We start from the raw sequence: 21,713 nt of genomic DNA, 5'->3' as shown, positions 1-21,713 counted from the left end.
GGTCGTCGCCCGCCACCACCAGCACGCCGCCCAGCGCGCTGCTGCCGTAGACATGGCCGTGCTTCAGCGCGTCGCCCGCGCGATCGACGCCGGGGCCCTTGCCGTACCACATCGCGCACACGCCATCGACCGTGCGCTTGGGGTCCAGCGCCACCCGCTGCGTGCCCAGGCAGGCAGTGGCCGCGAGGTCTTCGTTGATGGCGGGCAGGAACTGCACGCCGGCGGCGTCGAGGAAGGGCTTGGCCTTCCACATCTGCTGGTCGACCATGCCCAGCGGGCTGCCGCGGTAGCCCGAGACGAAGCCGGCCGTCTTGAGGCCGGCTGCGTCGTCGAGCCGGCGCTGCATCAGCGGCAGGCGCACGAGGGCCTGGGTGCCGGTGAGGAAGACCGCGCCGCGCTCGGCGGCCAGGTTGTCGGCCAGCGCGTAGGGGCGCAGCGCGGGCGCTGCGGGCAGGGCGTCAAGGGGCATGGCGGCTTGTCTCCATCGAATCTGTTTGGCCTCGATGCTAGGCAGGCTGGTGGAAACAAGCGTTTCTTTCATTCGCCAGATTCGCTAGTCTGCGCAAGAACTACTTCAAATCTCTGCGACTATCGAAATGAACCTCCTCGACCGCGTGACGCGCCGCATCATCGAAGCCCTGCAGCGCGACGGCCGGCAGAGTGCGCAGCAGCTCGCCGACGGCGTCGGCATGTCGCCCACGCCGGTCTGGCGGCGCGTGAAGGAGCTGGAGCAGTCCGGCACCATCCTGCGCTACGTGGCCCTGATGGACCGCGAGAAGCTGGGCCTGGCGATCTGCGTCTTTGCCCACGTCTCGCTGGTGCGCCACACCGACGGCGCGGTCGAGGACTTCGAGCGGCTCGCGCTGGCCTGCCCCGAGATCATGGAGTGCGCCAGCATCACCGGCGAGGCCGACTACATGATCAAGGTCGTGGTGCCCGACATGAAGGCCTATGACCGCTTCCTGCAGGAGCGTTTGTTCAAGCTCAAGGGCGTCTCGAGCATACGCACCAACGTCGTGTTGCGCGACGTCAAGTACGAGACCGCGCTGCCGCTGCCGCCCTGAGGCCGGCACCCGAAAACTGTGGGGTTATGCGCAGGTGACCGACAATGCCGCGCATGGATCTGGCGGATCACTTTCGTACCTCGGCGCGGGCCAACCGGCTGGCGAACTACCGCCTGCAGCAGGCAATGCTGTGCCTGGGCAGCGAAGACTTCCATGCCCGCCGCGTGAGCTTCTTCCCCAGCCTGGCTGCCACGGTCAATCACCTGCTGGCGGTCGATGTTTATTACACCGCCTGCCTGCATGGCGAGGCCGACATGGTGCTGCAGTACCAGCAGTTCCGCCCCTGTGCCAACGTGACCGCCTGGGCTCGGCGCCAGAAGCTCAACGACGAGCGCCTGATCGCCCTGTGCGACGGCTTGGCGATGGACGATCTGGAGCGCCCGGTGCGGCTGGACCGTGGCGACCGGGTCGACCTGAACCCGCTGGGCCGCACGCTGGCGCATTTGTTCATGCACCAGACCCACCACCGCGGCCAGGTGCACGCGATGTTGTCCGGCACCTCCATCAAGCCGCCGCAGCTCGACGACTTCCTGCTGCCCAGCGACGCGCGGGTGCGTACCGAAGACGTGCAGGCGCTGGGCTGGACCGAGATCGACCTCTTCGGCGAGCACTCGCAGGCGGCCTGAGTGGCACCACTGCGCTGCTCAACTGAGCGGCTCACCCCCGCGGCCCGGTGCCGCGCAGCGGTCAGAAGTACAAGGCCAGCACCCCGCCTATCTCCCCATCGCAGACGATGGGCAGGGCGACCAGGCTGGCCAGCCCGGCGTCGCGGGCGGCGTTGCTGACCGGCTCGGGCTGCTCCGCCACGCGGTGGCTCACGCAGGCCACGCCGCTGCGCAGGGCGCTGACCAGGCAGCCCGGCATGTCGTCGGTCAGCGGCATCAGCGCGGGCGGCAGGCTGCCCTTCAGCTCGCAGTGGCCCCACTGCCGGCGCAGCGTGAATTCGTCGGCGTCCGGCAGCCAGCTCTCGATGCGGCCGGCCAGTGGCGTGCGCAGGCCGGAGAGCAGGGTGAGCACGTGGTTTTCGTGCCCGGCCGCGCCGCAGGGCAGCGCGAGCCCCTGCTCCAGCCCGGCGGCCACCGCGCTCTCGCTGCGCAGGAAGCCGGGGGCGGTTGCCAGGTCGTTCATGAAGACGGCGCCCTCGCGCTGCCAAGCCAGGCCCGGCAGGCCGGCGCCGCGCGAGAGGTAGGTGTCGCGCGTCAGCGCTTCGAAATCGGCCTCGCCGCTGCCGTAGGCGCCGTCCACCAGCTTCAGGTCGGTGCTGACGCGCGGGTCGTTGCGCCAGAGCTCCACCGCCCCGCCATGGGGCTGCAACTCCCCAAGCAGGAACACCAGCACGGCGGTGAGCTGGCCGCGCACGAAGATGGGCAGTGCCATCGCGCAGGCCAGGCCGGCGGCGGCGGCCGCCTCGCTGCGCCGGAACCATGAGCCCTGCAACTGCTTCAGCAGGATGGGCTGGCCGGCGTCCCAGGCCCGGCCCGGTAGACCCTCGCCCTTGCCGAAGCACATCTGGCGGCTGATGCGGCCGAAGTTGCCGGCATCGCCATACAGGCCGCCGCCGAACTCCAGCAAGCTGCCATCGGCGCTGGGCCGCCAGACCTCGGTGACCTTGATGAGGGTGTTCATCGCCGCTCTCCTGCCGTGTGGAGCGCAGTTCGCAGCAACTTCCGCGCCAAAGGCGAGCCGCGGCGCCGTGCACAAGGTACCCAGGTCAAGAATCGAGGTCGCCGTCCGCCACCTCGTTCAAGACGGGACCGCGGCACAGAGCGACACTCTCGTCCCATGTTGATCGGAACTCTTTTCGCGCTGGCGGCCGGACTCATGTGGGGCCTGGTATTCGTGGCCCCCACCATGCTGCCGGACTATCCGGCCACGATGCTGTCATTCGCTCGCTACCTGGCGTTCGGGCTGATCGCATTGCCCCTGGCCTGGCTGGACCGCCGTCGCATGGCGCAGTTCAGCCGCGCGGAGTGGCTAGAGGCGGGCAAGCTCTCGGTGGTGGGCAACGTGCTGTACTACTTCTGCCTGGCCGGTGCCATCCAGCGCGCAGGCGGGCCTTTGCCCACCATGCTCATCGGCACGCTGCCGGTCGTGATCGCGATCTGCTCCAACCTGCGTGACACGGCCCGCGATGGCCGCGTGCCCTGGCTGAAGCTGGTGCCTTCGCTGGTGTTGATCGGCACGGGGATAGGCTGCGTCAACCAGGTCGAGATCGAGCACCTGCGCGCCGACCCATCGGCCGATCTGGGGCGCTATGGCACGGGCGTGTTGCTGGCGGTGGCGGCGGTCGCCTGCTGGACCTGGTACCCCCTGCGCAATGCCGACTGGCTCCGAGCGCACGCCGACCGAAGCCCGCGAAGCTGGGCTACCGCGCAAGGCCTGGCCACATTGCCCCTGGCGGCCTTGGGGTTTGCCTCGTTCTGGGCGTGGAGCGCCGCCACCGGCCAGGCGCTCGCGATGCCTTTCGGGCCTACGCCGGCACTATTTCTGGGGCTGATGCTCGCGATCGGCCTGTTCGCTTCGTGGCTGGGCACGCTGTGCTGGAACGAGGCGAGCCAGCGGCTGCCCACCACGCTGGTGGGACAGCTCATCGTGTTCGAGACACTCTCGGCGCTGGCCTACGCCTTCCTGTTGCGCGGCCAATGGCCAGCGCCGACCACCTTGCTCGGCATTGTGCTCCTGGTCGCCGGCGTGGCCTGGGCGCTGCGCGTTCGGCCGGAGCCTCTGGTAGCCGCTGAATCGCACGCGGCGTGATACCGGGTGCGTGGGGAGCCGCCGATTGCCAATGGCCCAGCGAACGGCGTCTGACGCCGCGGGCCGCCAACCGCTGCGACCGGCTCGCGGTCAGCGCCGCAGCGCGCTGCTCACCTCGTCGCGCAGACGCCGCAACGCCGCCAACTCCGCGTCCGGCGCCTGTAGCGCACTCCACAGCAGCGTGACCAGCGCGTCGGCGGTGGGCTCGATGTCGATGGGCTTGTCCTGCCCGACGGCCTCCCAGAGCAGGTGCTCCATCGGCCCGAAGACCAGCGGCCGCAGCAGCCGCAGCGGCATGTCGGCGCGGATCTCGCCGCTCGCCTGGCCGCGCGCCAGCAGGTCCATCAGCGGCGCGGTGTAGCGGCGCTGCAGCGGCAGCAGGCTGTCGCCCAGCGACTGGCCCTTGGCCCGACCCTCCGAGAGCACCAGCGCGCAGAGGCCGGTGCCCTGGTCGAGGAACAGCCGCAGGTGGGTGTGCACGATGAACTGCAGCTGCGCGCGTATGCCCTGCTCGCGCGGCAGGCCGGTTTCTATCGCCGCAATGATCTCGTCGTACCAGTCGTGGATGACGCGCTCGCAGAGCTCGCGCTTGCCGCGGAAGTAGGTGAAGACCGTGGCCTCCGAGACGCCCAGGCGCTGCGCGATCTCGGTGGTGGTGGCGCGCTCGTAGCCCTTCTGGGCAAAAACCTCACGGCCGGCGCGCAGGATGTCCTTGATGCGTTGTTCGGACTTGGCGCTGGCCGGCGCGCGGCGCTGCGCGGGCTGGGCCTCGGCGGGGCTTGCCCGGGCTTTCGCGGGCCGCGGCTTGGGCGTAGCCTGCGCAGGGGCCGTGGCTGGAGAGGGGGCGGTGTGCGGCATGATTTGAGTATCACTCAGAAAAGACTTGATGCGCAAGCCGGCCGCTGGTAGATTGCGCCGCTGGCGACGCGGAAGGCCGCTTTACAGAATCAGGATGCGGGCGACTCAGGGTTTGTATTGAGTTGTTCTCAAATGTTGCTCGATCCCGGGCCAAAAGACAGGAGACGACATGTTCGAATCGACTTTCAACTTCCCCCTCGGCGACGACATTGCCGCGCTGCGCGAGGCGGTGCGCGACTTCGCGCAGAACGAGATCGCTCCCCGCGCTGCGCAGATCGACCGCGACAACGAGTTCCCCGCCGACCTCTGGCGCAAGCTCGGCGAGCTCGGCGTGATGGGCATGACGGTGGGCGAGCCCTACGGCGGCACCGGCCTGGGCTACCTGGCCCACATGGTCGTGATGGAAGAGATCAGCCGCGCCAGCGCCTCGGTGGGCCTGAGCTACGGCGCCCACTCCAACCTGTGCGTCAACCAGATCCACCGCAACGGCAACGAGGCGCAGAAGCAGAAATACCTGCCCAAGCTGGTCAGCGGCGAACATGTGGGCGCGCTGGCGATGAGCGAGCCCAACGCCGGCTCCGACGTGGTCAGCATGAAGCTGAAGGCCGAGAAAAAGGGCGACCGCTATGTGTTCAACGGCGCCAAGATGTGGATCACCAACGGTGGCGACGCCGACACGCTGATCGTGTACGCCAAGACTGACCCTGGCATGGGCGCCCGCGGCATGACCGCCTTCATCGTCGAGAAGGGCTTCAAGGGCTTCAGCCACGGCAGCCACCTCGACAAGCTCGGCATGCGCGGCTCCAACACCTATCCCCTCTTTTTCGAGGACTGCGAAGTGCCGGAGGAGAACGTGATCGGCGGCGAGGGCAACGGCACCAAGGTGCTGTTGAGCGGGCTGGACTACGAGCGCGCCGTGCTCTCCGGCGGCCCGCTGGGCATCATGGCCGCCTGCATGGACGCGGTGGTGCCCTACCTGCACGAGCGCAAGCAGTTCGGCCAGAGCATCGGCGAGTTCCAGCTGATGCAGGGCAAGCTGGCCGACATGTACACCACCTTCCAGGCCTGCCGCGCCTACGTCTACGCCGTGGGCCAGGCCTGCGACCGCGCCGACCACGCCCGCACGCTGCGCAAGGATGCCGCCGGGGCGATCCTGTACTCCGCCGAGAAGGCCACCTGGATGGCCGGCGAGGCGATACAGGCGCTGGGCGGTGTCGGCTACACCAACGAGTACCCGGTGGGCCGCCTGTGGCGTGACGCGAAGCTCTACGAAATCGGCGCTGGCACGTCGGAGATCCGCCGCATGCTGATCGGCCGTGAGCTGTTCTCGGAGACGATGTGATGGCGGTGCTGGCCACCAAGCTCAACCCGCGCTCCGAAGACGCCAAGGCCAACGCCGCGGCGATGCGCGCGCTGGTCGACGACCTCAACGCCAAGCTCGAGAAGATCGCGCTCGGCGGCGGCGAGGCGGCCCGCGCCAAGCACCTGGGCCGCGGCAAGCTGCTGCCGCGCGACCGCGTCGAGATGCTGCTGGACCCGGACGCGCCCTTCCTGGAGCTGGCCCCGCTGGCGGCCTTCGGCATGTACCCCGAGAAGGATGGCAGCGATGCCGCCCCCTGCGCCGGTGTGATCACCGGCATCGGCCGCGTCAGCGGCGTCGAGTGCGTGATCGTCTGCAACGACGCGACCGTCAAGGGCGGCACCTACTACCCGTTGACGGTGAAAAAGCACTTGCGGGCGCAGGAGATCGCGCGCGAAAACCGCCTGCCCTGCATCTACCTGGTCGACTCCGGCGGCGCCAACCTGCCCAACCAGGACGAGGTCTTCCCCGACCGCGACCACTTCGGCCGCATCTTCTACAACCAGGCCAATCTCTCGGCCCAAGGCATCCCGCAGGTCGCTGTGGTGATGGGTTCGTGCACGGCGGGCGGCGCCTACGTGCCGGCGATGAGCGACGAAACCATCATCGTGAAGAACCAGGGCACCATCTTCCTCGGCGGCCCGCCGCTGGTGAAGGCCGCCACCGGCGAGGTGGTGAGCGCCGAAGACCTGGGCGGCGGCGACGTGCACACCCGCCTCTCGGGCGTGGCCGACCACCTGGCCCACAACGACACCCATGCGCTGGCGCTGGCCCGCCAGATCGTGGCCAACCTGAACTGGCGCAAAGAGGTGCCGCTCGCCACCCGCGCGCCCAAGCCGCCTGCCTACCCGGCCGAAGAACTGCTGGGCGTGATCCCGACCGACACCCGCAAGCCCTTCGACGTGCGCGAGATCATCGCCCGCGTGGTCGATGGCTCCGAGTTCGACGAGTTCAAGTCGCGCTATGGCAGCACGCTGGTCTGCGGCTTCGCCCACATCGAGGGCCTGCCGGTCGGCATCGTCGCCAACAACGGCATCCTCTTCGCCGAGAGCGCCAACAAGGGCGCCCACTTCATCGAGCTCTGCTGCCAGCGCAAGATCCCGCTGGTCTTCCTGCAGAACATCACCGGCTTCATGGTCGGCCGCAAGTACGAAAACGAAGGCATCGCCCGGGCCGGCGCCAAGATGGTCACCGCCGTCGCCTGCGCCCAGGTGCCCAAGTTCACCGTGATCATCGGCGGCAGCTTCGGTGCCGGCAACTACGGCATGTGCGGCCGGGCCTACTCGCCGCGCTTTCTCTGGATGTGGCCCAACGCGCGCATCAGCGTGATGGGCGGCGAGCAGGCTGCGAGCGTGCTGGCAACGGTCAAGCGCGACGGCATCGAGGGGAAGGGCGGCCAGTGGTCGGCGGCAGAAGAAGAGGCCTTCAAGGCACCGATCCGCGACCAGTACGAAGTGCAGGGCCACCCGTACTTCGCCTCCGCGCGCCTGTGGGACGACGGCGTGATCGACCCGACCGACACTCGCCGCGTGCTGGCGCTGGCGCTCTCGGCGAGCTTGAATGCGCCGGTCCCGGAGACCAGATTTGGCGTTTTCCGGATGTGAACGATGGGCGTGCTTCAAATTTTGTGCAGACCATGTACGATGTGTATGCTAAAACTCACCTGATACACATCATGCGCACGAACATCGTCATCGACCCCGACTTGATGGAAGCCGCGATGAAGGCGGGCCCCTACACGACCAAGAAGGACGCGGTCGAGGCGGGGCTCAAGCTGCTGGCCCGTCAAGCCGCCTATCGCGAGATCCTCAAGTGGGAAGGCAAGCTTCGCTGGGAAGGCGAGGAGGGTGAAGGTGCGCCCGATTGGCGCGCACCGGTGGCGCCGCTGCAAGTGCAGGAGCCGTCTCCGCCCACCAGCATGGGGCCCCGCCGTGCTCGTCGTTGATTCCGGTGTCTGGATCGACTTCTTCAACGGCCGGCCCACGCCGGTGCGCGACGAGTTGCGCCGCCTGCTGAACGAGGGCGACACCCGCCTCGTGGTGCCCGATCTCGTGCTCTACGAAGTGCTGCGCGGTTTTCGCGACGAGCGCGACCATCGCCAGGCGCTGCGTCTGATGGAGGCGCTCAGCCTCGAAACCTGCGGCGGCGAGGGCCTGGCCCGTGCCGCCGCGCAGCACTACCGCTCGCTGCGCAGCGCCGGCTTCACCGTGCGCAGCGCCATCGACGTGTTGATCGCCACCTTCTGCATCGAGAACGACTACCTGCTGCTGCACAACGACCGCGACTTCGACGCCTTCCAGGCGCAGCGTGGCCTCCGCGTGTGGCAACACTGAAAGGCGGCCATGAGTACCTCGACTGCCGTTGACGCCGTGCACAGCCTCTGGGCGCTGTTCCAGGCCCGCGACTGGGCCGGCGCCCGCGCGCTGCTGCACGACGACGCCACGATGCATTGGGTCGCCTCCGGCGAACACCTGCTCGACGCCGACGCCATCATCAAGGTCAACGCGATCTACCCGGAGGGCTGGTCCCTCCACGTGATCTCGGTGGACGAGCTGCGCAGTGGCGACGTGCACAGCATCGTCGAGGTGCGCCACGGCGAGAGCCGCTTCTTCGCGAACTCGCGCTTCCAGCTCGACGCCGGCCCCGGCCGATTGATACGCCAGATCACCGAATACTGGGCGACCTTCGAAGCCCCTCCGGCCTGGCGCACCGCGGAAGCCATAGGTGCGTATCGCCGCGAGCCGCTGGACAAGAATTCACCATGACCCAAACCCTGGACATCCGCCGCCCCTCCCGCCATGTCGCCGAGGTCTGGCTCAACCGGCCCGAGGTGCGCAACGCCTTCAACGACCAGGTCATCGTCGAGCTGACCGGCGCCTTCCGCGCGCTGGGTGCCGAGCCCGAGCTGCGCGCCATCGTGCTGGGCGGCCACGGCAAGGCCTTTTGCGCCGGCGCCGACCTGAACTGGATGCGGGCGATGGCCGACTACAGCTGGGAGCAGAACCACGCCGACGCACGCGGCCTGGCCGAGATGCTGTGGACCATCTACAGCTGCCCGCTGCCGGTGGTGGGCCGCCTCCATGGCGACTGTTATGCCGGCGGCGTCGGGCTGGCCGCCGTCTGCGATGTGCTGGTCGCGGCGGACGGCATGAACTTCTGCCTCAGCGAGGCCAAGCTGGGCCTGCTGCCGGCCACCATCGCGCCGTATGTGCTGCGGGCGATGGGCGAGCAGGCGGCGCGGCGCTATTTCGTCACGGCCGAGCGCTTCAGCGCGGCCGAGGCCCACCGGCTGGGCATGGTGCACGAGCTCTGCGACGCCGCCGAGCTCGACGCCAGGGTGGCCGCCCTGGTGGCCGCGCTGGTGGCCAACGGCCCGGCTGCGGTCAAGGCCTGCAAGCGCCTGGTGCAAGACCTCGCCCAGCAGGACATCGACCCCGCGCTGCGCGAGGACACCGCGCGCCGCATCGCCGACATCCGCGCCAGCGACGAGGGCAAGGAGGGCGTGATGTCCTTCCTGCAGAAGAGGCCGGCCGCATGGATCTGAGCCTGCCGTCGGCCGTCACCGCGCCGATGCTGAACGGCGTCGCGGCGCTGGACACCACGCACCTGTTCGCGGTGGCCGCCGCGCTGGGCTGGGCCAGCGGCTTGCGCCTGTATGCCGTCGTGTTCCTGACCGGCCTGGCCGGCTGGCTGGGCTGGGTGCCGCTGCCCGGCGGCCTGCAGGTGCTGCAGAACCCGCTGGTGCTGGGGGCCTCCGGCCTGATGGTGGCGGTGGAGTTCCTGGCCGACAAGATCCCGGCGGTCGATTCGGTCTGGGATGCCGTGCACACGGTGATACGCATCCCGGCGGGTGCTGCGCTGGCGGCCGGCGCTTTCGGCGGCAACTCGGCCGAGTGGACGGTCATCGCCGCGCTGATGGGCGGCACCTTGGCCGCCACCGCGCACGCCGCCAAGGCGACCACCCGTGCGGCGGCCAACACCTCGCCCGAGCCCTTCTCCAATATCGGCTTGTCGCTGCTCGGCGATGCGGCCGTGCCGGTGATGCTGTGGCTGTCGTGGGAGCACCCGCTGTGGTTCTTCGCGGCGCTCGCGCTGGCGCTGGTCGTGATGGTGACGACGACCGTGCTGCTGTTCAAGTTCCTGCGTGCGCTCTGGCGCCGCCTCAGCAATACCTACCGCCCGGGCTCGATGCAGGCCTGATGGAGACAAGCGAATGTTCAAGAAGATCCTGATCGCCAACCGCGGCGAGATCGCCTGCCGCGTGGCCGAGACGGCCAGGCGGCTGGGCGTGCTGACGGTGGCGGTCTATTCGGACGCCGACGCGCAGGCCCAGCACGTGCTGGCTTGCGACGAGGCGGTGCACATCGGCGGCAGCGCGGCCAAGGACAGCTACCTGCAGTGGCAGCGCATCCTCGCCGCGGCGCAGGCCACCGGCGCGCAGGCCGTGCACCCGGGCTACGGTTTCCTGTCGGAGAACGAAGACTTCGCGCGCGCCTGCGCCGAGGCTGGCCTGGTCTTCATCGGCCCGCCGCCGTCGGCGATCGCCGCGATGGGCAGCAAGTCGGCGGCGAAGTCCCTGATGGAGACGGCCGACGTGCCGCTGGTGCCCGGCTACCACGGCAACAACAACGAGCCCGCCTTCCTGAAGGCGCAAGCCGAGCGCATCGACTTCCCGGTGCTGATCAAGGCCAGTGCGGGCGGCGGTGGCCGCGGCATGCGCCGGGTCGACCGCGCGGAGGACTTCGAGGCCGCGCTAGCCTCTTGCCAGCGTGAAGCCGCTGCGAGCTTCGGCAACGACCATGTGCTGGTCGAACGCTACGTCACCCGCCCACGCCACATCGAGATCCAGGTCTTCGGAGACTCGCAGGGCGACTGCGTCTACCTCTTCGAGCGCGACTGCTCGGTGCAGCGCCGCCACCAGAAGGTGCTCGAAGAGGCCCCGGCGCCGGGCATGAGCGCCGAGCGCCGCGCCGAGATGGGCGCCGCGGCGGTGGCGGCGGCGAAGGCCGTCGGCTACGTCGGTGCCGGTACGGTGGAGTTCATCGCCGAAGAAATCAACGACGGTGACCTGCGCTTCTACTTCATGGAGATGAATACGCGGCTGCAGGTCGAGCACCCGGTCACCGAGGCCATCACCGGCTTCGACCTGGTCGAATGGCAGCTGCGCGTGGCCGGCGGCGAGCCGCTGCCCGCCCGGCAGGCCGAGCTGAAGATACACGGCCATGCGATCGAAGCCCGCATCTGCGCCGAGAACCCCGACGCCAACTTCCTGCCTGCCACCGGCACGCTGCAGGTGCTGCGCTGGCCGGAGCACGTCAGCTTCCGCCGCAACGCGGACGCGGAGCGCTTTCACGACCCGGCGCCCGTGCGGGTCGATGCGGGCGTGCGCGAGGGCGACGCGATCAGCCCGTATTACGACTCGATGATCGCCAAGCTGATCGTCTGGGGCGAAGACCGTGCGCAGGCGCTGGCGCGGCTGGACAGCGCGCTGCGCGACACCCACATCGTCGGCCCGCACAGCAACGTCGCCTTCCTGCGCCGCGTGGTGCACTCCACCGCTTTTTCCACCGCCGACCTCGATACCGCGCTGATCGAGCGTGAGCGCGCGGTGCTGTTCGACATCGCCGGCCTGCCGCTGGAGCTGGCCGCGGCGGGCGTCGCGGCGCATGCGCTGGCGAGCGAGACCGCGCTGGAGACCCCCGACCCGTGGTCCCGGCGCGACGGCTGGCGCATCCACGGCGGCGCGCGCCGCCACTTCGACCTCGAGCTGGGCAGCACGCACCACGTCGCGACGCTGGCGCGCCTGCACGACGGCGCTCTGCTGCTGGGCCTGGGGAGCCAGACCTGGCGCTTCGCCGCCCGCCCGCTGGGTGCCGGCAGGCACGAGGTGCGGCTGGACGACCAGCGTTTCACGATCACCGTGCACACAGTCGGCGAGCGCGTCGCCGTCTTCGGCGCCACCGGCTCGCTGGAGCTGCGCGAGATCGACCCGATCGCCCATGCCGGCGACAGCGCGGCCGACGCCGGCCGCCTGACCGCGCCCATGCCCGGCAAGGTCATCGCCTTCCTCGCGCAGGCCGGCGACGTCGTCAAGAAGGGCCAGCCCCTGGCGGTGATGGAGGCCATGAAGATGGAGCACACCATCAGCGCACCGCGCGACGGCACGGTGGCCGAGGTGATGTACGCGATCGGCGACCAGGTTAGCGAAGGCGGCGAGCTGCTCCGCCTCGCGGCCGACTGAGGACACCATCATGAGCACCTTGCCCAGCCACGTCCGCATCGTCGAGGTCGGCCCGCGCGACGGCCTGCAGAACGAGAAGCAGGCCGTCTCGGCGGCCGACAAGATCGCGCTGGTGCACGCGCTGCAGGCCGCCGGCCTGCGCGAGATCGAAGTGACCAGCTTCGTCAGCCCCAAGTGGGTGCCGCAGATGGCCGACAACGCGCAGGTGATGGCCGGCATCCAGCGCCGGCCCGGCGTGCGCTATTCGGTGCTGACGCCCAACCTCAAGGGCTGGGAGGCGGCGCTGCTGACGAGCGCCGACGAGATCGTCGTCTTCGGCGCCGCCAGCGAGGCCTTCAGCCAGCGCAACATCAATTGCTCCATCGCCGAATCCATCGAACGTTTTGCACCCGTCGCCGCCGCTGCGCGCGCGGCCGGCATCAAGGTGCGCGGCGCGATCTCCTGCGCCGTGGGCTGCCCCTATGAGGGCGAGATCGCGCCCGAGCGTGTCGGCCTGGTTGCCAGGCTGATGAAGGAGATCGGCGTGCAGCACGTGGGCGTGGCCGACACCATAGGCGTCGGCACGCCGCGCAAGGTGCAGGCGGCGCTGGCGCAGGCGCTCCAGCACTATCCGCTGGAGGAGGTGAGCGGCCACTACCACGACACTTACGGCCAGGCGTTGTCGAATGTCTACGCCAGCCTGGAGGTCGGCATCAGCAGCTTCGACACCAGCGTCTCGGGCCTGGGCGGCTGCCCCTATGCCAAGGGCGCGACCGGCAATGTCGCGACCGAAGACGTGGTCTACCTGCTGCACGGCTTGGGGCTGCAGACCGGCATAGACCTGGAGGCGCTGATCGACGCCGGCGCCGCCATCCGCGCCGCGCTGGGCCAGCCCAATGGCTCGCGCGTCGCGCGGGCCCTGCTGGCCAAGCGGGCCTGAGAGCGAACCGCTAGATCCGCCCCATCACCAGCAGCACGATCACGACGAGCAGCACCAGCCCGAGACCACCACTGGGGCCATAGCCCCAATTTCGGCTGTGGGGCCAGGTGGGCAGTGCGCCCAGCAGTATCAGTATCAAGACGATCAGCAGGATGGTTCCGAGGGTCATGGTGGTTCTCCGGAGCAAAAACAAGGCGCGGCGGTTTCGCGCCTTGCCGATGCGCCGGTGGGCCGTCGTGCGGCTGCGGCGTTCAATCGATTGGGCGCCTGCCGGCCCCAACGGGCCGTAGGGCGAGCGCGCTGCGCAGCGTCAGCCAATGCCGCATGCGCGGCGCCGGCCGGCCGCCGGCGGTAGCCGGTTAGCATCGCCGCAGCATGCCTACCCAGCCCCCTGTTGTCGTCGCCGTCTGCGCCAGCGCAGCCCATGCCTTCACCAAGCCGATGTCCTCTTCGATCACGGTCCTTGCCGGGCTGGGCGTCGAGGGCGATGCACACTGCGGGGTGACCGTGCAGCATCGCTCGCGCGTGGCGAGGGACCCGACGCAGCCCAACCTGCGCCAGGTCCACCTGATCCACGCAGAGCTGTTCGCCGAGCTGTCTGCCCAGGGCTTCAGCGTTCGGCCCGGCCAACTGGGCGAGAACCTCACCACCCAGGGTGTGCCGCTGCTCAGCTTGCCCGTGGGCACCGAGCTGCGCATTGGCGCCGATGTCGTGCTGCGCCTGACCGGGCTGCGCAATCCCTGCGCCCAGCTCGACCAGTTCCAGCCCGGCCTGACGGCCGCCGTGCTGGACCGCTCACCCGAGGGTCAGCTCATTCGCAAGGCGGGCGTGATGAGCGTCGTGCTGGCCGGCGGCTTGGTGCAGGCCGGCGATCGCATCGCCATCCAGCTGCCTGCGCCACCGCACCGCGGGTTGGAGCCGGTCTGAACACGCCCACCCGAACCCGCCCCTGAATCGCTCCCACCATGCCCCTCCACATCCAGACCCCCCTCGTCGAATCGCACCGCCTGAGCCTGTTGTCCGGCCGCTCGGTCTGGCTGAAGCTCGATGCCCTGCAAGTGCCAGGTTCGTTCAAGATCCGCGGCGTCGGATTCGCCTGCGAGACCCACGCCCGGCGAGGCGCGCGCCGCTTCGTGTCGTCGTCCGGCGGCAATGCCGGCCTGGCGGTCGCCTACGCCGGCCGCAGGCTCGCCATTCCGGTCACGGTCGTGGTGCCGGAGACCGCGACCGAGACGGCGAAGGAGCTGCTGCGGCTGGAAGGCGCCGAGGTGCTCGTGCACGGCGCCTCCTGGCAGGAGGCCAACGGCCTGGCGCTCTCGCTGGTGGGCGCGGACGATGCCTTTGTCCACCCCTTCGACGACCCGCTGCTCTGGCAGGGCCACGCCACGATGATCGACGAGGTGGCCCAGGCGGGGCTGAAGCCCGACGCGGTGGTGCTCTCGGTCGGCGGCGGCGGGCTGTTGTCCGGCGTCGCCGAGGGGCTGCAGCGTAACGGCTGGGCCGGCGTACCGATACTCGCGGTCGAGACGGCGGGGGCCGCGTCGTTCCGTGCGGCGACCGAGGCCGGGCGGCCGGTCGAGCTGGCCCGCCTGGCCAGCATCGCCAGCTCGCTGGGCGCCAAGCGTGTCTGCGACCAGGCGGTGCGCTGGTGGCAGCAGCGCCCCATCCGCAGCGTCGTCGTGTCGGACGCCAGTGCGCTGGCCGCCTGCGAGCGCTTTCTCGCCGACCACCGTCTGCTGGTCGAGCCGGCCTGCGGCGCCAGCCTGGCGCTGGCTTACGAAGCGGCGCCCGAGCTCGAAGGCTTCGAGACCGTGCTGGTCGTGGTCTGCGGCGGCGCCACGGCCAGCATCGACCAGATACGGCAGTGGTCGCAGCAGCAGCAGCCGTGACCTGAAGCTGGCGCTTCTCAGACCCGCGGCGGATCGGTCTCGCGCTGCGGGTGGCGGTGTTTGCCCACCGCCTCGATGAAGGCCTTGGCGGTGCTCTTGATCTCGCCCGGCTGGGCGATCAGCACGCCGGGGTCGGCCTCGCCGGAGGGCAGGGTGGCGCTGACGCCGGCCCGCTCCAGCAGCGCCTTCGAGGCACCCATCGCCATCAATGTCTTGCCGTGGCGGTAGGTGTTGGCGATGAACTCCATCGTGTGGCCATCGGCCGCCAGCGCTTTGACCGCCTCGTCGCCGTCGGGCAGCACGATGGCGTCGAACAGCACCGCGGGCGAGTTCTCCAGCGTGGCGTCCGCCGCCAGCGCCTCGCCGTCCGCGGCCTCGACTCGGCCCAGGCGCGGGGCGACCCATTGCGGCACGGCGCCGGCCTTCTTGAGAGCCGCGTGCAGGGCCGTCAGCGACGTAGCCGCTACACCGTCGGCGATCAGCAAGGCGATCTTGCGGGTGCGTATGCCGCCATCGCCGGGCAGGGCCGTCAACGACAGCGCCGGAGACTCGGTCACCTCGGGTGGCGTGGCTTGGTCCAGCGCCCGCGGCAGCGCGGCCGGCAACGGCATGCCCAGTCCCTCGGCCACCTTCTGCGCCAGCTCGGGTGAGGCGTTGACCAGCGACGCCACCATGCGCTCGCGGATGGCCGGCACCGTGAGCTTGCTCAGCTCGAAGCGGAAGGCTGCGGCGATGTGGGCCTGCTCCACCGGCGTCTGGCTGTTGTAGAACAGGGCGGCCTGGGTGTAGTGGTCGGCGAACTTTTCGGGCTTGCCGCGCAGCTTGTCCTGCTGCAGGGGCTCGGGGAACGAGACGAAGCCCTTGGCGCCGGCCTGGAACGGGCAGCCGCCGCCCAGCGAGTTGGGCTCGTAGGCGACGCGGCCGCGCGGGATGGTCTGGCGGTGCATGCCGTCGCGCTGGTTGTTGTGCACGGCGGCCAGCGGCGCGTTGATCGGCAGCTCGTGGAAGTTGGCGCCGCCCAGGCGCGAGATCTGCGTGTCGATGTAGGAGTGGATGCGGCCGGCCAGCAGCGGGTCGTTGCTGAAGTCGATGCCCGGGATCACATGGGCCGCGCAGAAGGCCACCTGCTCGGTCTCGGCGAAGAAGTTGTCCGGGTTGCGGTTGAGCACCAGCCGGCCCACCGGCATCACCGGCACCAGCTCCTCGGGGATCAGCTTGGTAGCGTCCAGCACGTCGAAGCTGAAGCCCTCCGCTTGCTCTTCGCTGAAGATCTGCAGCCCCATCTCCCACTCGGGGTACTCGCCGGCCTCGATCGCCTCCCAGAGGTCGCGGCGGTGGAAGTCGGCATCGGCGCCGGCGATCTTCGCGGCCTCGTCCCAGACCAGCGAGTGGGTGCCGAGCAGCGGCTTGAAGTGGAACTTGCAGAAGACCGACGCACCGGCTTCGTTGACCAGCCGGAAGGTGTGCACGCCGAAGCCCTGCATCATGCGCAGGCTGCGCGGGATGGCGCGGTCCGACATGGCCCACATCAGCATGTGGGTGCTCTCGGGCATCAGCGAGACGAAGTCCCAGAAGGTGTCGTGCGCCGAGGCCGCCTGCGGCATGCCGTGGTGCGGCTCGGGCTTGACGGCGTGGACCAGGTCGGGGAACTTCATCGCGTCCTGGATGAAGAAGACCGGGATGTTGTTGCCCACCAGGTCCCAGTTGCCTTCGTCGGTGTAGAACTTGATCGCGAAGCCGCGCACGTCGCGGGCCGTGTCGACCGAGCCGGCGCCGCCGGCCACGGTGGAGAAGCGCACGAACACCGGCGTGATCTTGCCGGCCTCGGCGAAGGGTGCCGCGCGGGTGTGCTCGGCGAGCGGCTGGTAGCACTCGAAGTAGCCATGCGCCGCCGAGCCGCGGGCATGCACGATGCGCTCCGGGATGCGCTCGTGGTCGAAGTGGGTGATCTTCTCGCGCAGGATGAAGTCTTCCAGCAGCGTCGGGCCGCGCAGGCCGGCCTTCAGCGAGTTCTGGTTGTCGGCGATGGCCACGCCCTGGTTGGTGGTCAGCACCTGGCCGGTGGCGTCGCTGCGCGAGCGCTCCAGCGAGCCGCGGTCGGGCTGGCTGCCGGTGGCGGGTGCGCCGTTGCCGGTCTTCAGCGACACGTTGTGCTCGCTCAGCGTGCTGGCGCCGACGTCGGTGGAGCCGGGTTGCACGGTTGCGCCTATCGGCGGCGTGAGCGCGTTGTCGCGGCCGATCTCGTGCGGCTTGTTGCGGTTGTAGGGCATGGCCGCGACCATCGCCTGCGTGGCTTCGGCCTGTGCGGCGAGCGGGTCGTCGCCGGTGTTGCGGGGAGCGGGCTTCGCGGCAGGGCTGCTGCGCTTGGAGGAGCTGGACTTCATGGCGGTCTCCGGAGCTGTGATGGGTGGCCCACGGCGGTGCCGCGGCGGCTGGCATGGCGCCCAGGACAAGGCAGGCCCGGGCAGGCTGCTGAATCTCTCACCCCTGCCGGACATCGCTTGTAGGCGGACGGCGGGCACCGCCGTCGGCCACTGCCGTGACTGCAGCAGGGCCATGGCGGAGCGGGGGCTGCTTGGGGCAGACTGCGGTGTCCCACCCGCCGAGGAGCACCCCGATGGCCAGCCTGCCCCACCCCCACCACACGCACCACCACGAGCCTGACGTGCCCGAGGCGCCGGGCCAGCAGCCGGTGGAACCCGACGAGGGCGCGGTGCCGCCCGAAGACCGCGACCAGGACGGTGTGCTCGAGCCCAAGACCTGAGGCATCGCACTCCCCGGGAGGCCCCTACAAGCGCTTGCGGCAATGGCCTACACCGCCGGGCCAGCGGTCGCGCCAAGGTGCTGGAGTGGCCGACCTTCCGGTCCCGACGAGGAGTTTGCATGTTGAGATCGAGGCGGTGGCCGCTGAGCCCCTTCAGGCGGATGCAGGCCGCGCTCTGCCTGGCGGCGGTGGCCGTGCTCGCTGGCTGCGGCGAGACGGCGAAGCTGCCGGTGTTGGCCGGCACCGGCAGCAACCCGCAGTTGCCGCCGCCGAACAAGACCCTGATCCCCACCGTCAATGTCGCCCCGGCGCAGCCCTGGGGCCAGCACGAGTTGCCGCGCTCGGCCGCCGGTACCCGCGTGGCCAAGTTTGCCGAGGGGCTGGACCACCCGCGCTGGCTGCTCGTGCTGCCCAATGGCGACGTGCTGGTGGCCGAGACCAACGCGCCGCCCAAGCCCGACGATGGCGGTGGCATCCGCGGCTGGTTCATGAAGCAGGCGATGAAAAAGGCCGGTGCCGGCGTACCCAGCGCCAACCGCATCACGCTGCTGCGCGACGCCGATGGCGATGGCGTCGCCGAGTTGCGCACGCCGTTCCTCGAGGGCCTGATGTCGCCCTTCGGCATGGCGCTGGTGGGCAGCGACTTTTATGTCGCCAATGCCGATGCCGTGGTCCGCTTCCCGTACGTCGCCGGCGAGACGAGCATCAAGGCCGCGCCGACCAAGCTGGTGGACCTGCCCGGCGGCCCCATCAACCACCACTGGACCAAGAACGTGCTCGCCAGCGCCGACGGCAGCAAGCTCTATGTGAGCGTCGGCTCCAACAGCAACATCGGCGAGCGCGGCATGGAAGCCGAGGCCGGCCGTGCGGCGATCTGGGAGGTCGACCGCCAGACCGGCCGGCACCGCATCTTCGCCTCCGGCATCCGCAACCCCAACGGCATGGCCTGGGAGCCCACGCAGAGGACGCTGTGGACGGTGGTCAACGAGCGCGACGAGATCGGCAGCGACCTGGTGCCCGACTACCTGACCTCGGTCAAGGACGGCGGCTTCTACGGCTGGCCCTACAGCTACTACGGCCAGCACGTGGACGAGCGCGTGCAGCCGCCGCGCCCCGACCTGGTGGCCAAGGCGATTCCGCCCGACTACGCGCTCGGCCCCCACACCGCCTCGCTGGGGCTGGCTGCGGCCGAGGGCAACAAGCTGCCGGCGATCTTCGCCAGCGGCATGTTCATCGGCCAGCATGGCTCGTGGAACCGCAAGCCCCACAGCGGGTACAAGGTGATCTTCGTGCCCTTCGCCGGCGGCAGGCCGGCCGGCCCGCCGCTGGACGTGCTGACCGACTTCCTCAGCGACGACGGCAAGGCCCGCGGCCGCCCGGTGGGCGTGGCGATAGACCACAAGGGCGCGCTGCTGGTGGCCGACGATGTCGGCAACGTGATCTGGCGCGTGACCGCCGCTGCACCGAGCGCCGTGGCCGCGACCCCCAACGCCCTGGCCCTGAAGGCAAGCCCATGAACACCGACGACACCCGCCTGATGCACACGCCCAACATGCCCCCGGTGCCGTCGCCGCAAGACCCGCCGACGCCGCCGCGGCCGGACGACACGCCGCCCACCATCGAGGACCCGCCGCTGCCCGGCGGCGTACCACCGGTGCAGGAGCCGCCGGCGGTCGATCCGCCGCCGCCGCTGCAGGGCTGAGAGACGGGGGCCACGCGGGCGTGCAACGACAATGCAGGGCTGATCGCTCTGCTACATCGAAGGCCGCCCCGTGGAATATCCCCAGTACAACCCGCTCTCCGACAACCTGCCGCTCAGCGACGACGAGTTGCAGGCGCTGGACCAGATGCTGCAGGCACTGCCCGGTGCCACGATGAACATCGAGAACCTCGATGGCTACCTGACCGCGCTGCTGGTGGGCCCTCCCGGGCTGGCCAGCCGGCCCGGCGCCGAGTGGCTGCCGGCGGTGTGGGGCGGCGACGGCGAGGGCAACGCGCCCTTTGCCAGCAGCAAGCAGCGCAAGCGCGCCACGCTGCTGGTGCTGCGCCACCTGCGCCACCTGGACGGCCAGCTCCAGGATGCCTCCGAAGACGCCTCGGCCTGGCAGCCGGTGTTCAGCGTGGCCGAGGTCGACCAGCGCGAGTGGGTGGACGCCGAGGACTGGTGCGCGGGTTTCCTGCGGGCGGTCGAGCTGGCGCCCGGGCCCTGGGGCGAGTTGTTCGACGACGCGGCGCTGGGCCCGGCGCTGGTACCCGTCGCGCTGCTGGGCGGCGACGACAGCGAGCTCAGCGAGGCCGACGCGAAGCGCCTGGCCGACCCCGAGGTGTGCGACGAACTGAGCCGCGCCGTGGTGGACGCGGTGCTGCTGTTGCGCGCCCGCGCCGGCCCCGGCGCCAAATGAGCCGGCCGGCTCAGCCCCGCTGCTCGGGCGGCGGCTCGGCGGGCGTCTCGAACAGCCGGGCCCAGCCGGCCTGGCCCAGCGCCTGCAGGGTCTCGATGTTGCGTTCGTAGATCGCCTCGGCCTCGGGGAAGGCCTGCACGGCCGCGTCCACGCTGGCCTCGCGCAGCAGGTGCAGCGTGGGGTAGGGGGCGCGGTTGCTGTTGTTGCCCGGGTCGTCCGGCCGGGTGCCGGCGAACTGGAACTGCGGGTGGAAGCTGGCCACTTGCAGCGTGCCGTCCAGGCCCAGCTCTTCCAGCAACTCGTCGGCCTCGCCGAGGAAGTCGTTGAAGTCCAGGAAATCGCCCAGCACGCCGGGGTGTATCAGCAGCGTGGTGTCGGTCCGCGCGGGGTCGGCGACGACCAGGTGCCGCATCGCCTCGGCCAGCTCGGCGCGCAGCGCGGCGGGCTCGGTCGCGGCGCTCACGACGTAGCGGATCTGGCCCTTGACGTGCACCGCCTTCGCGAAGGGGCAGAGGTTCAGGCCGATGACGGCCTTCTCCAGCCAGCGGCGGGTCTGGGCGATCACCGTGTCGGGGTCGGGGGAGGGGGCTGGCAGGGAGGTGGGCGCGGGCATGGCGCCGGATTGTCCGCTGGCGCACTGCGCCGCTGCGGGCGTATCACAATTCGCCTTCCACACAGGTGAGCCATGGCCGAATCTTCCACACCCAGCCCAGCAGACGGCGCCGCGAACGGCGACGCCCCCCACGAGAGCTTTGTCAACGTCGTGCGGCTGCTGCAGTCGCTGGGCCACGCGCACGTGCCCGTCTGGCTCGCGGTCTCGGCGCGCACCGCGCAGGAGGCGGCCGATGCGCTGGGCGTGGTGGTCGGGCAGATCGCCAAGAGCGTGATCTTCCGCCGCAAGGCGGACGAGGCGGCGGTGCTGGTGGTGACCTCGGGCGACAAGCGGGTCGACGAAAAGAAGGTCGCGGCGCTGGTGGGTGCGATTGGCCGCGCCGATGCCGACTTCGTCAAGGCGCGCACCGGCTATTCCATCGGCGGCGTCTCGCCTGTGGGCCACGCGACACCGCCCGTCACGCTGATCGACCGCGAGCTGTTCCGCTTTGCCGAGATCTGGGCGGCAGCCGGCCACCCCAAGGGCGTGTTCTGCCTCAGCCCGGCCGACCTGGTGCGGCTGACCGGCGCGCCGGTGGCCGACGTGGTGCAAGGGTGAGCACGCCCGTGCCGGCTTGGCTGGCATCGCCCGTGCCCTCGCCCTGCACCAGCGTGTGCCGCATCGGCGCGGCCACCGGCTGGTGCGAGGGCTGCCAGCGCAGCCTGGAGGAGATCGCGGCCTGGTCGACGATGGACGACGAGGCCAAGCGCAGGGTGTGGCGCCTCTTGCCCGCACGGCGCCTGCAGACGGCCCGGCCGGCAGGCTGACGGCGCCGCCGTGGCGCCCCGGGAGTTACCCGCAGTAACGACT

General features: G+C 70.1%; 25 protein-coding genes and 1 pseudogene. 20 read left to right on the top strand and 6 right to left on the bottom strand.

Annotation, left to right across the window (positions count from 1 at the left end):
- A pseudogene (locus tag ACAH41_RS28490) lies at positions 1–469 on the bottom strand (pyruvate ferredoxin oxidoreductase); the annotation flags it as partial.
- A gap of 127 nt (positions 470–596) precedes the next feature.
- Between ACAH41_RS28490 and ACAH41_RS28485 the strand changes: the two are divergent.
- Together ACAH41_RS28485 and ACAH41_RS28480 are read left to right on the top strand one after the other, a co-directional pair.
- Positions 597–1,064: an Lrp/AsnC family transcriptional regulator gene (locus ACAH41_RS28485; protein WP_370538732.1), complete on the top strand. Its 468-nt coding sequence runs from the start codon at positions 597–599 to the stop codon at positions 1,062–1,064.
- Between the two features lie 53 nt (positions 1,065–1,117).
- Positions 1,118–1,690 carry a DinB family protein gene (locus tag ACAH41_RS28480; protein ID WP_370538731.1) on the top strand — a complete coding sequence of 191 codons (573 nt, stop codon included), beginning with the start codon at positions 1,118–1,120 and terminating at the stop codon, positions 1,688–1,690.
- A gap of 61 nt (positions 1,691–1,751) precedes the next feature.
- On the opposite strand, the gene ACAH41_RS28475 is transcribed toward ACAH41_RS28480, so the two are convergent.
- Positions 1,752–2,690: a GAF domain-containing protein gene (locus ACAH41_RS28475; protein WP_370538730.1), complete on the bottom strand. Its 939-nt coding sequence runs from the start codon at positions 2,688–2,690 to the stop codon at positions 1,752–1,754.
- 156 nt (positions 2,691–2,846) lie between these two features.
- Here ACAH41_RS28475 and ACAH41_RS28470 point away from each other — a divergent pair, with 156 nt between their 5' ends.
- Complete coding sequence (locus ACAH41_RS28470) at positions 2,847–3,818, top strand: DMT family transporter (RefSeq protein ID WP_370538729.1); 972 nt, start codon at positions 2,847–2,849, stop codon at positions 3,816–3,818.
- A 90-nt stretch (positions 3,819–3,908) separates the two neighbouring features.
- On the opposite strand, the gene ACAH41_RS28465 is transcribed toward ACAH41_RS28470, so the two are convergent.
- Positions 3,909–4,676 carry a TetR family transcriptional regulator gene (locus ACAH41_RS28465; protein WP_370538728.1) on the bottom strand — a complete coding sequence of 256 codons (768 nt, stop codon included), beginning with the start codon at positions 4,674–4,676 and terminating at the stop codon, positions 3,909–3,911.
- 169 nt (positions 4,677–4,845) lie between these two features.
- Between ACAH41_RS28465 and ACAH41_RS28460 the strand changes: the two genes are divergently transcribed.
- The 9 genes from ACAH41_RS28460 to ACAH41_RS28420 all read left to right on the top strand — a co-directional run bounded on the left by ACAH41_RS28460 (position 4,846) and on the right by ACAH41_RS28420 (position 13,196).
- Positions 4,846–6,018 carry an isovaleryl-CoA dehydrogenase gene (locus tag ACAH41_RS28460; protein ID WP_370538727.1) on the top strand — a complete coding sequence of 391 codons (1,173 nt, stop codon included), beginning with the start codon at positions 4,846–4,848 and terminating at the stop codon, positions 6,016–6,018.
- Positions 6,018–7,640, top strand: coding sequence for a carboxyl transferase domain-containing protein (locus ACAH41_RS28455; protein ID WP_370538726.1), 1,623 nt, complete (start codon positions 6,018–6,020; stop codon positions 7,638–7,640). Before ACAH41_RS28460 ends, ACAH41_RS28455 begins: the two co-directional genes overlap by 1 nt.
- A 71-nt stretch (positions 7,641–7,711) precedes the next feature.
- On the top strand, positions 7,712–7,981 hold the full coding sequence (locus tag ACAH41_RS28450; RefSeq protein WP_370538725.1) for a type II toxin-antitoxin system VapB family antitoxin: 270 nt from the start codon (positions 7,712–7,714) through the stop codon (positions 7,979–7,981).
- On the top strand, positions 7,968–8,369 hold the full coding sequence (locus ACAH41_RS28445) for a PIN domain nuclease (protein WP_370538724.1): 402 nt from the start codon (positions 7,968–7,970) through the stop codon (positions 8,367–8,369). The genes ACAH41_RS28450 and ACAH41_RS28445 overlap by 14 nt, the downstream gene beginning before the upstream one ends.
- A 9-nt stretch (positions 8,370–8,378) precedes the next feature.
- Positions 8,379–8,801 (top strand): nuclear transport factor 2 family protein, encoded by a 423-nt coding sequence (locus tag ACAH41_RS28440; protein ID WP_370538723.1) that lies wholly within the window; start codon positions 8,379–8,381, stop codon positions 8,799–8,801.
- Positions 8,798–9,580, top strand: a complete 783-nt coding sequence (locus tag ACAH41_RS28435; RefSeq protein WP_370538722.1) for an enoyl-CoA hydratase/isomerase family protein — start codon at positions 8,798–8,800, stop codon at positions 9,578–9,580. Before ACAH41_RS28440 ends, ACAH41_RS28435 begins: the two co-directional genes overlap by 4 nt.
- On the top strand, positions 9,571–10,236 hold the full coding sequence (locus ACAH41_RS28430; RefSeq protein ID WP_370538721.1) for a DUF4126 domain-containing protein: 666 nt from the start codon (positions 9,571–9,573) through the stop codon (positions 10,234–10,236). The genes ACAH41_RS28435 and ACAH41_RS28430 overlap by 10 nt, the downstream gene beginning before the upstream one ends.
- A gap of 13 nt (positions 10,237–10,249) precedes the next feature.
- Positions 10,250–12,277 (top strand): biotin carboxylase N-terminal domain-containing protein, encoded by a 2,028-nt coding sequence (locus ACAH41_RS28425; protein ID WP_370538720.1) that lies wholly within the window; start codon positions 10,250–10,252, stop codon positions 12,275–12,277.
- 10 nt (positions 12,278–12,287) lie between these two features.
- Positions 12,288–13,196, top strand: coding sequence for a hydroxymethylglutaryl-CoA lyase (locus tag ACAH41_RS28420; protein WP_370538719.1), 909 nt, complete (start codon positions 12,288–12,290; stop codon positions 13,194–13,196).
- Positions 13,197–13,206: 10 nt separating this feature from the next.
- Here the strand turns inward: ACAH41_RS28420 and ACAH41_RS28415 are convergent, their stop codons facing one another.
- Complete coding sequence (locus tag ACAH41_RS28415) at positions 13,207–13,365, bottom strand: DUF3309 family protein (protein WP_370538718.1); 159 nt, start codon at positions 13,363–13,365, stop codon at positions 13,207–13,209.
- 206 nt (positions 13,366–13,571) lie between these two features.
- Between ACAH41_RS28415 and ACAH41_RS28410 the strand changes: the two genes are divergently transcribed.
- The gene (locus ACAH41_RS28410) at positions 13,572–14,123 is read left to right on the top strand and encodes an MOSC domain-containing protein (protein ID WP_370538717.1); all 552 of its coding nucleotides are present in this window, start codon (positions 13,572–13,574) and stop codon (positions 14,121–14,123) included.
- 38 nt (positions 14,124–14,161) lie between these two features.
- Positions 14,162–15,085, top strand: a complete 924-nt coding sequence (locus tag ACAH41_RS28405) for a pyridoxal-phosphate dependent enzyme (protein WP_370538716.1) — start codon at positions 14,162–14,164, stop codon at positions 15,083–15,085.
- Positions 15,086–15,102: 17 nt separating this feature from the next.
- Here the strand turns inward: ACAH41_RS28405 and ACAH41_RS28400 are convergent, their stop codons facing one another.
- Positions 15,103–17,469 (bottom strand): catalase, encoded by a 2,367-nt coding sequence (locus ACAH41_RS28400; protein ID WP_370538715.1) that lies wholly within the window; start codon positions 17,467–17,469, stop codon positions 15,103–15,105.
- Positions 17,470–17,702: 233 nt separating this feature from the next.
- Here ACAH41_RS28400 and ACAH41_RS28395 point away from each other — a divergent pair, with 233 nt between their 5' ends.
- The 4 genes from ACAH41_RS28395 (at position 17,703) to ACAH41_RS28380 (ending at position 20,251) form a co-directional block, all read left to right on the top strand.
- Entirely contained in the window at positions 17,703–17,849 is a 147-nt protein-coding gene (locus ACAH41_RS28395) for a hypothetical protein (protein WP_370538714.1), read from the top strand.
- Positions 17,850–18,010: 161 nt separating this feature from the next.
- A complete protein-coding gene (locus ACAH41_RS28390) occupies positions 18,011–19,366 on the top strand; it encodes a sorbosone dehydrogenase family protein (protein WP_370538736.1) in 1,356 nt (451 codons plus the stop codon).
- Positions 19,363–19,551, top strand: coding sequence for a hypothetical protein (locus ACAH41_RS28385; protein WP_370538713.1), 189 nt, complete (start codon positions 19,363–19,365; stop codon positions 19,549–19,551). The genes ACAH41_RS28390 and ACAH41_RS28385 overlap by 4 nt, the downstream gene beginning before the upstream one ends.
- Before the next feature lie 70 nt (positions 19,552–19,621).
- Positions 19,622–20,251: a UPF0149 family protein gene (locus ACAH41_RS28380; protein ID WP_370538712.1), complete on the top strand. Its 630-nt coding sequence runs from the start codon at positions 19,622–19,624 to the stop codon at positions 20,249–20,251.
- 10 nt (positions 20,252–20,261) lie between these two features.
- On the opposite strand, the gene ACAH41_RS28375 is transcribed toward ACAH41_RS28380, so the two are convergent.
- A complete protein-coding gene (locus ACAH41_RS28375) occupies positions 20,262–20,864 on the bottom strand; it encodes a DUF1415 domain-containing protein (RefSeq protein WP_370538711.1) in 603 nt (200 codons plus the stop codon).
- Positions 20,865–20,936: 72 nt separating this feature from the next.
- Between ACAH41_RS28375 and ACAH41_RS28370 the strand changes: the two genes are divergently transcribed.
- Both ACAH41_RS28370 and ACAH41_RS28365 read left to right on the top strand, forming a co-directional pair.
- Positions 20,937–21,461 carry a YbaK/EbsC family protein gene (locus ACAH41_RS28370; protein ID WP_370538710.1) on the top strand — a complete coding sequence of 175 codons (525 nt, stop codon included), beginning with the start codon at positions 20,937–20,939 and terminating at the stop codon, positions 21,459–21,461.
- Positions 21,458–21,670 (top strand): DUF1289 domain-containing protein, encoded by a 213-nt coding sequence (locus ACAH41_RS28365; protein WP_370538709.1) that lies wholly within the window; start codon positions 21,458–21,460, stop codon positions 21,668–21,670. Before ACAH41_RS28370 ends, ACAH41_RS28365 begins: the two co-directional genes overlap by 4 nt.
- Positions 21,671–21,713: the final 43 nt, after the last annotated feature.

It is taken from the genome of Ideonella sp. (assembly GCF_041287625.1).
Classification (GTDB): Bacteria; Pseudomonadota; Gammaproteobacteria; order Burkholderiales; family Burkholderiaceae_C; genus Ideonella.
This window is presented reverse-complemented; position numbering and strand designations above follow the sequence as displayed.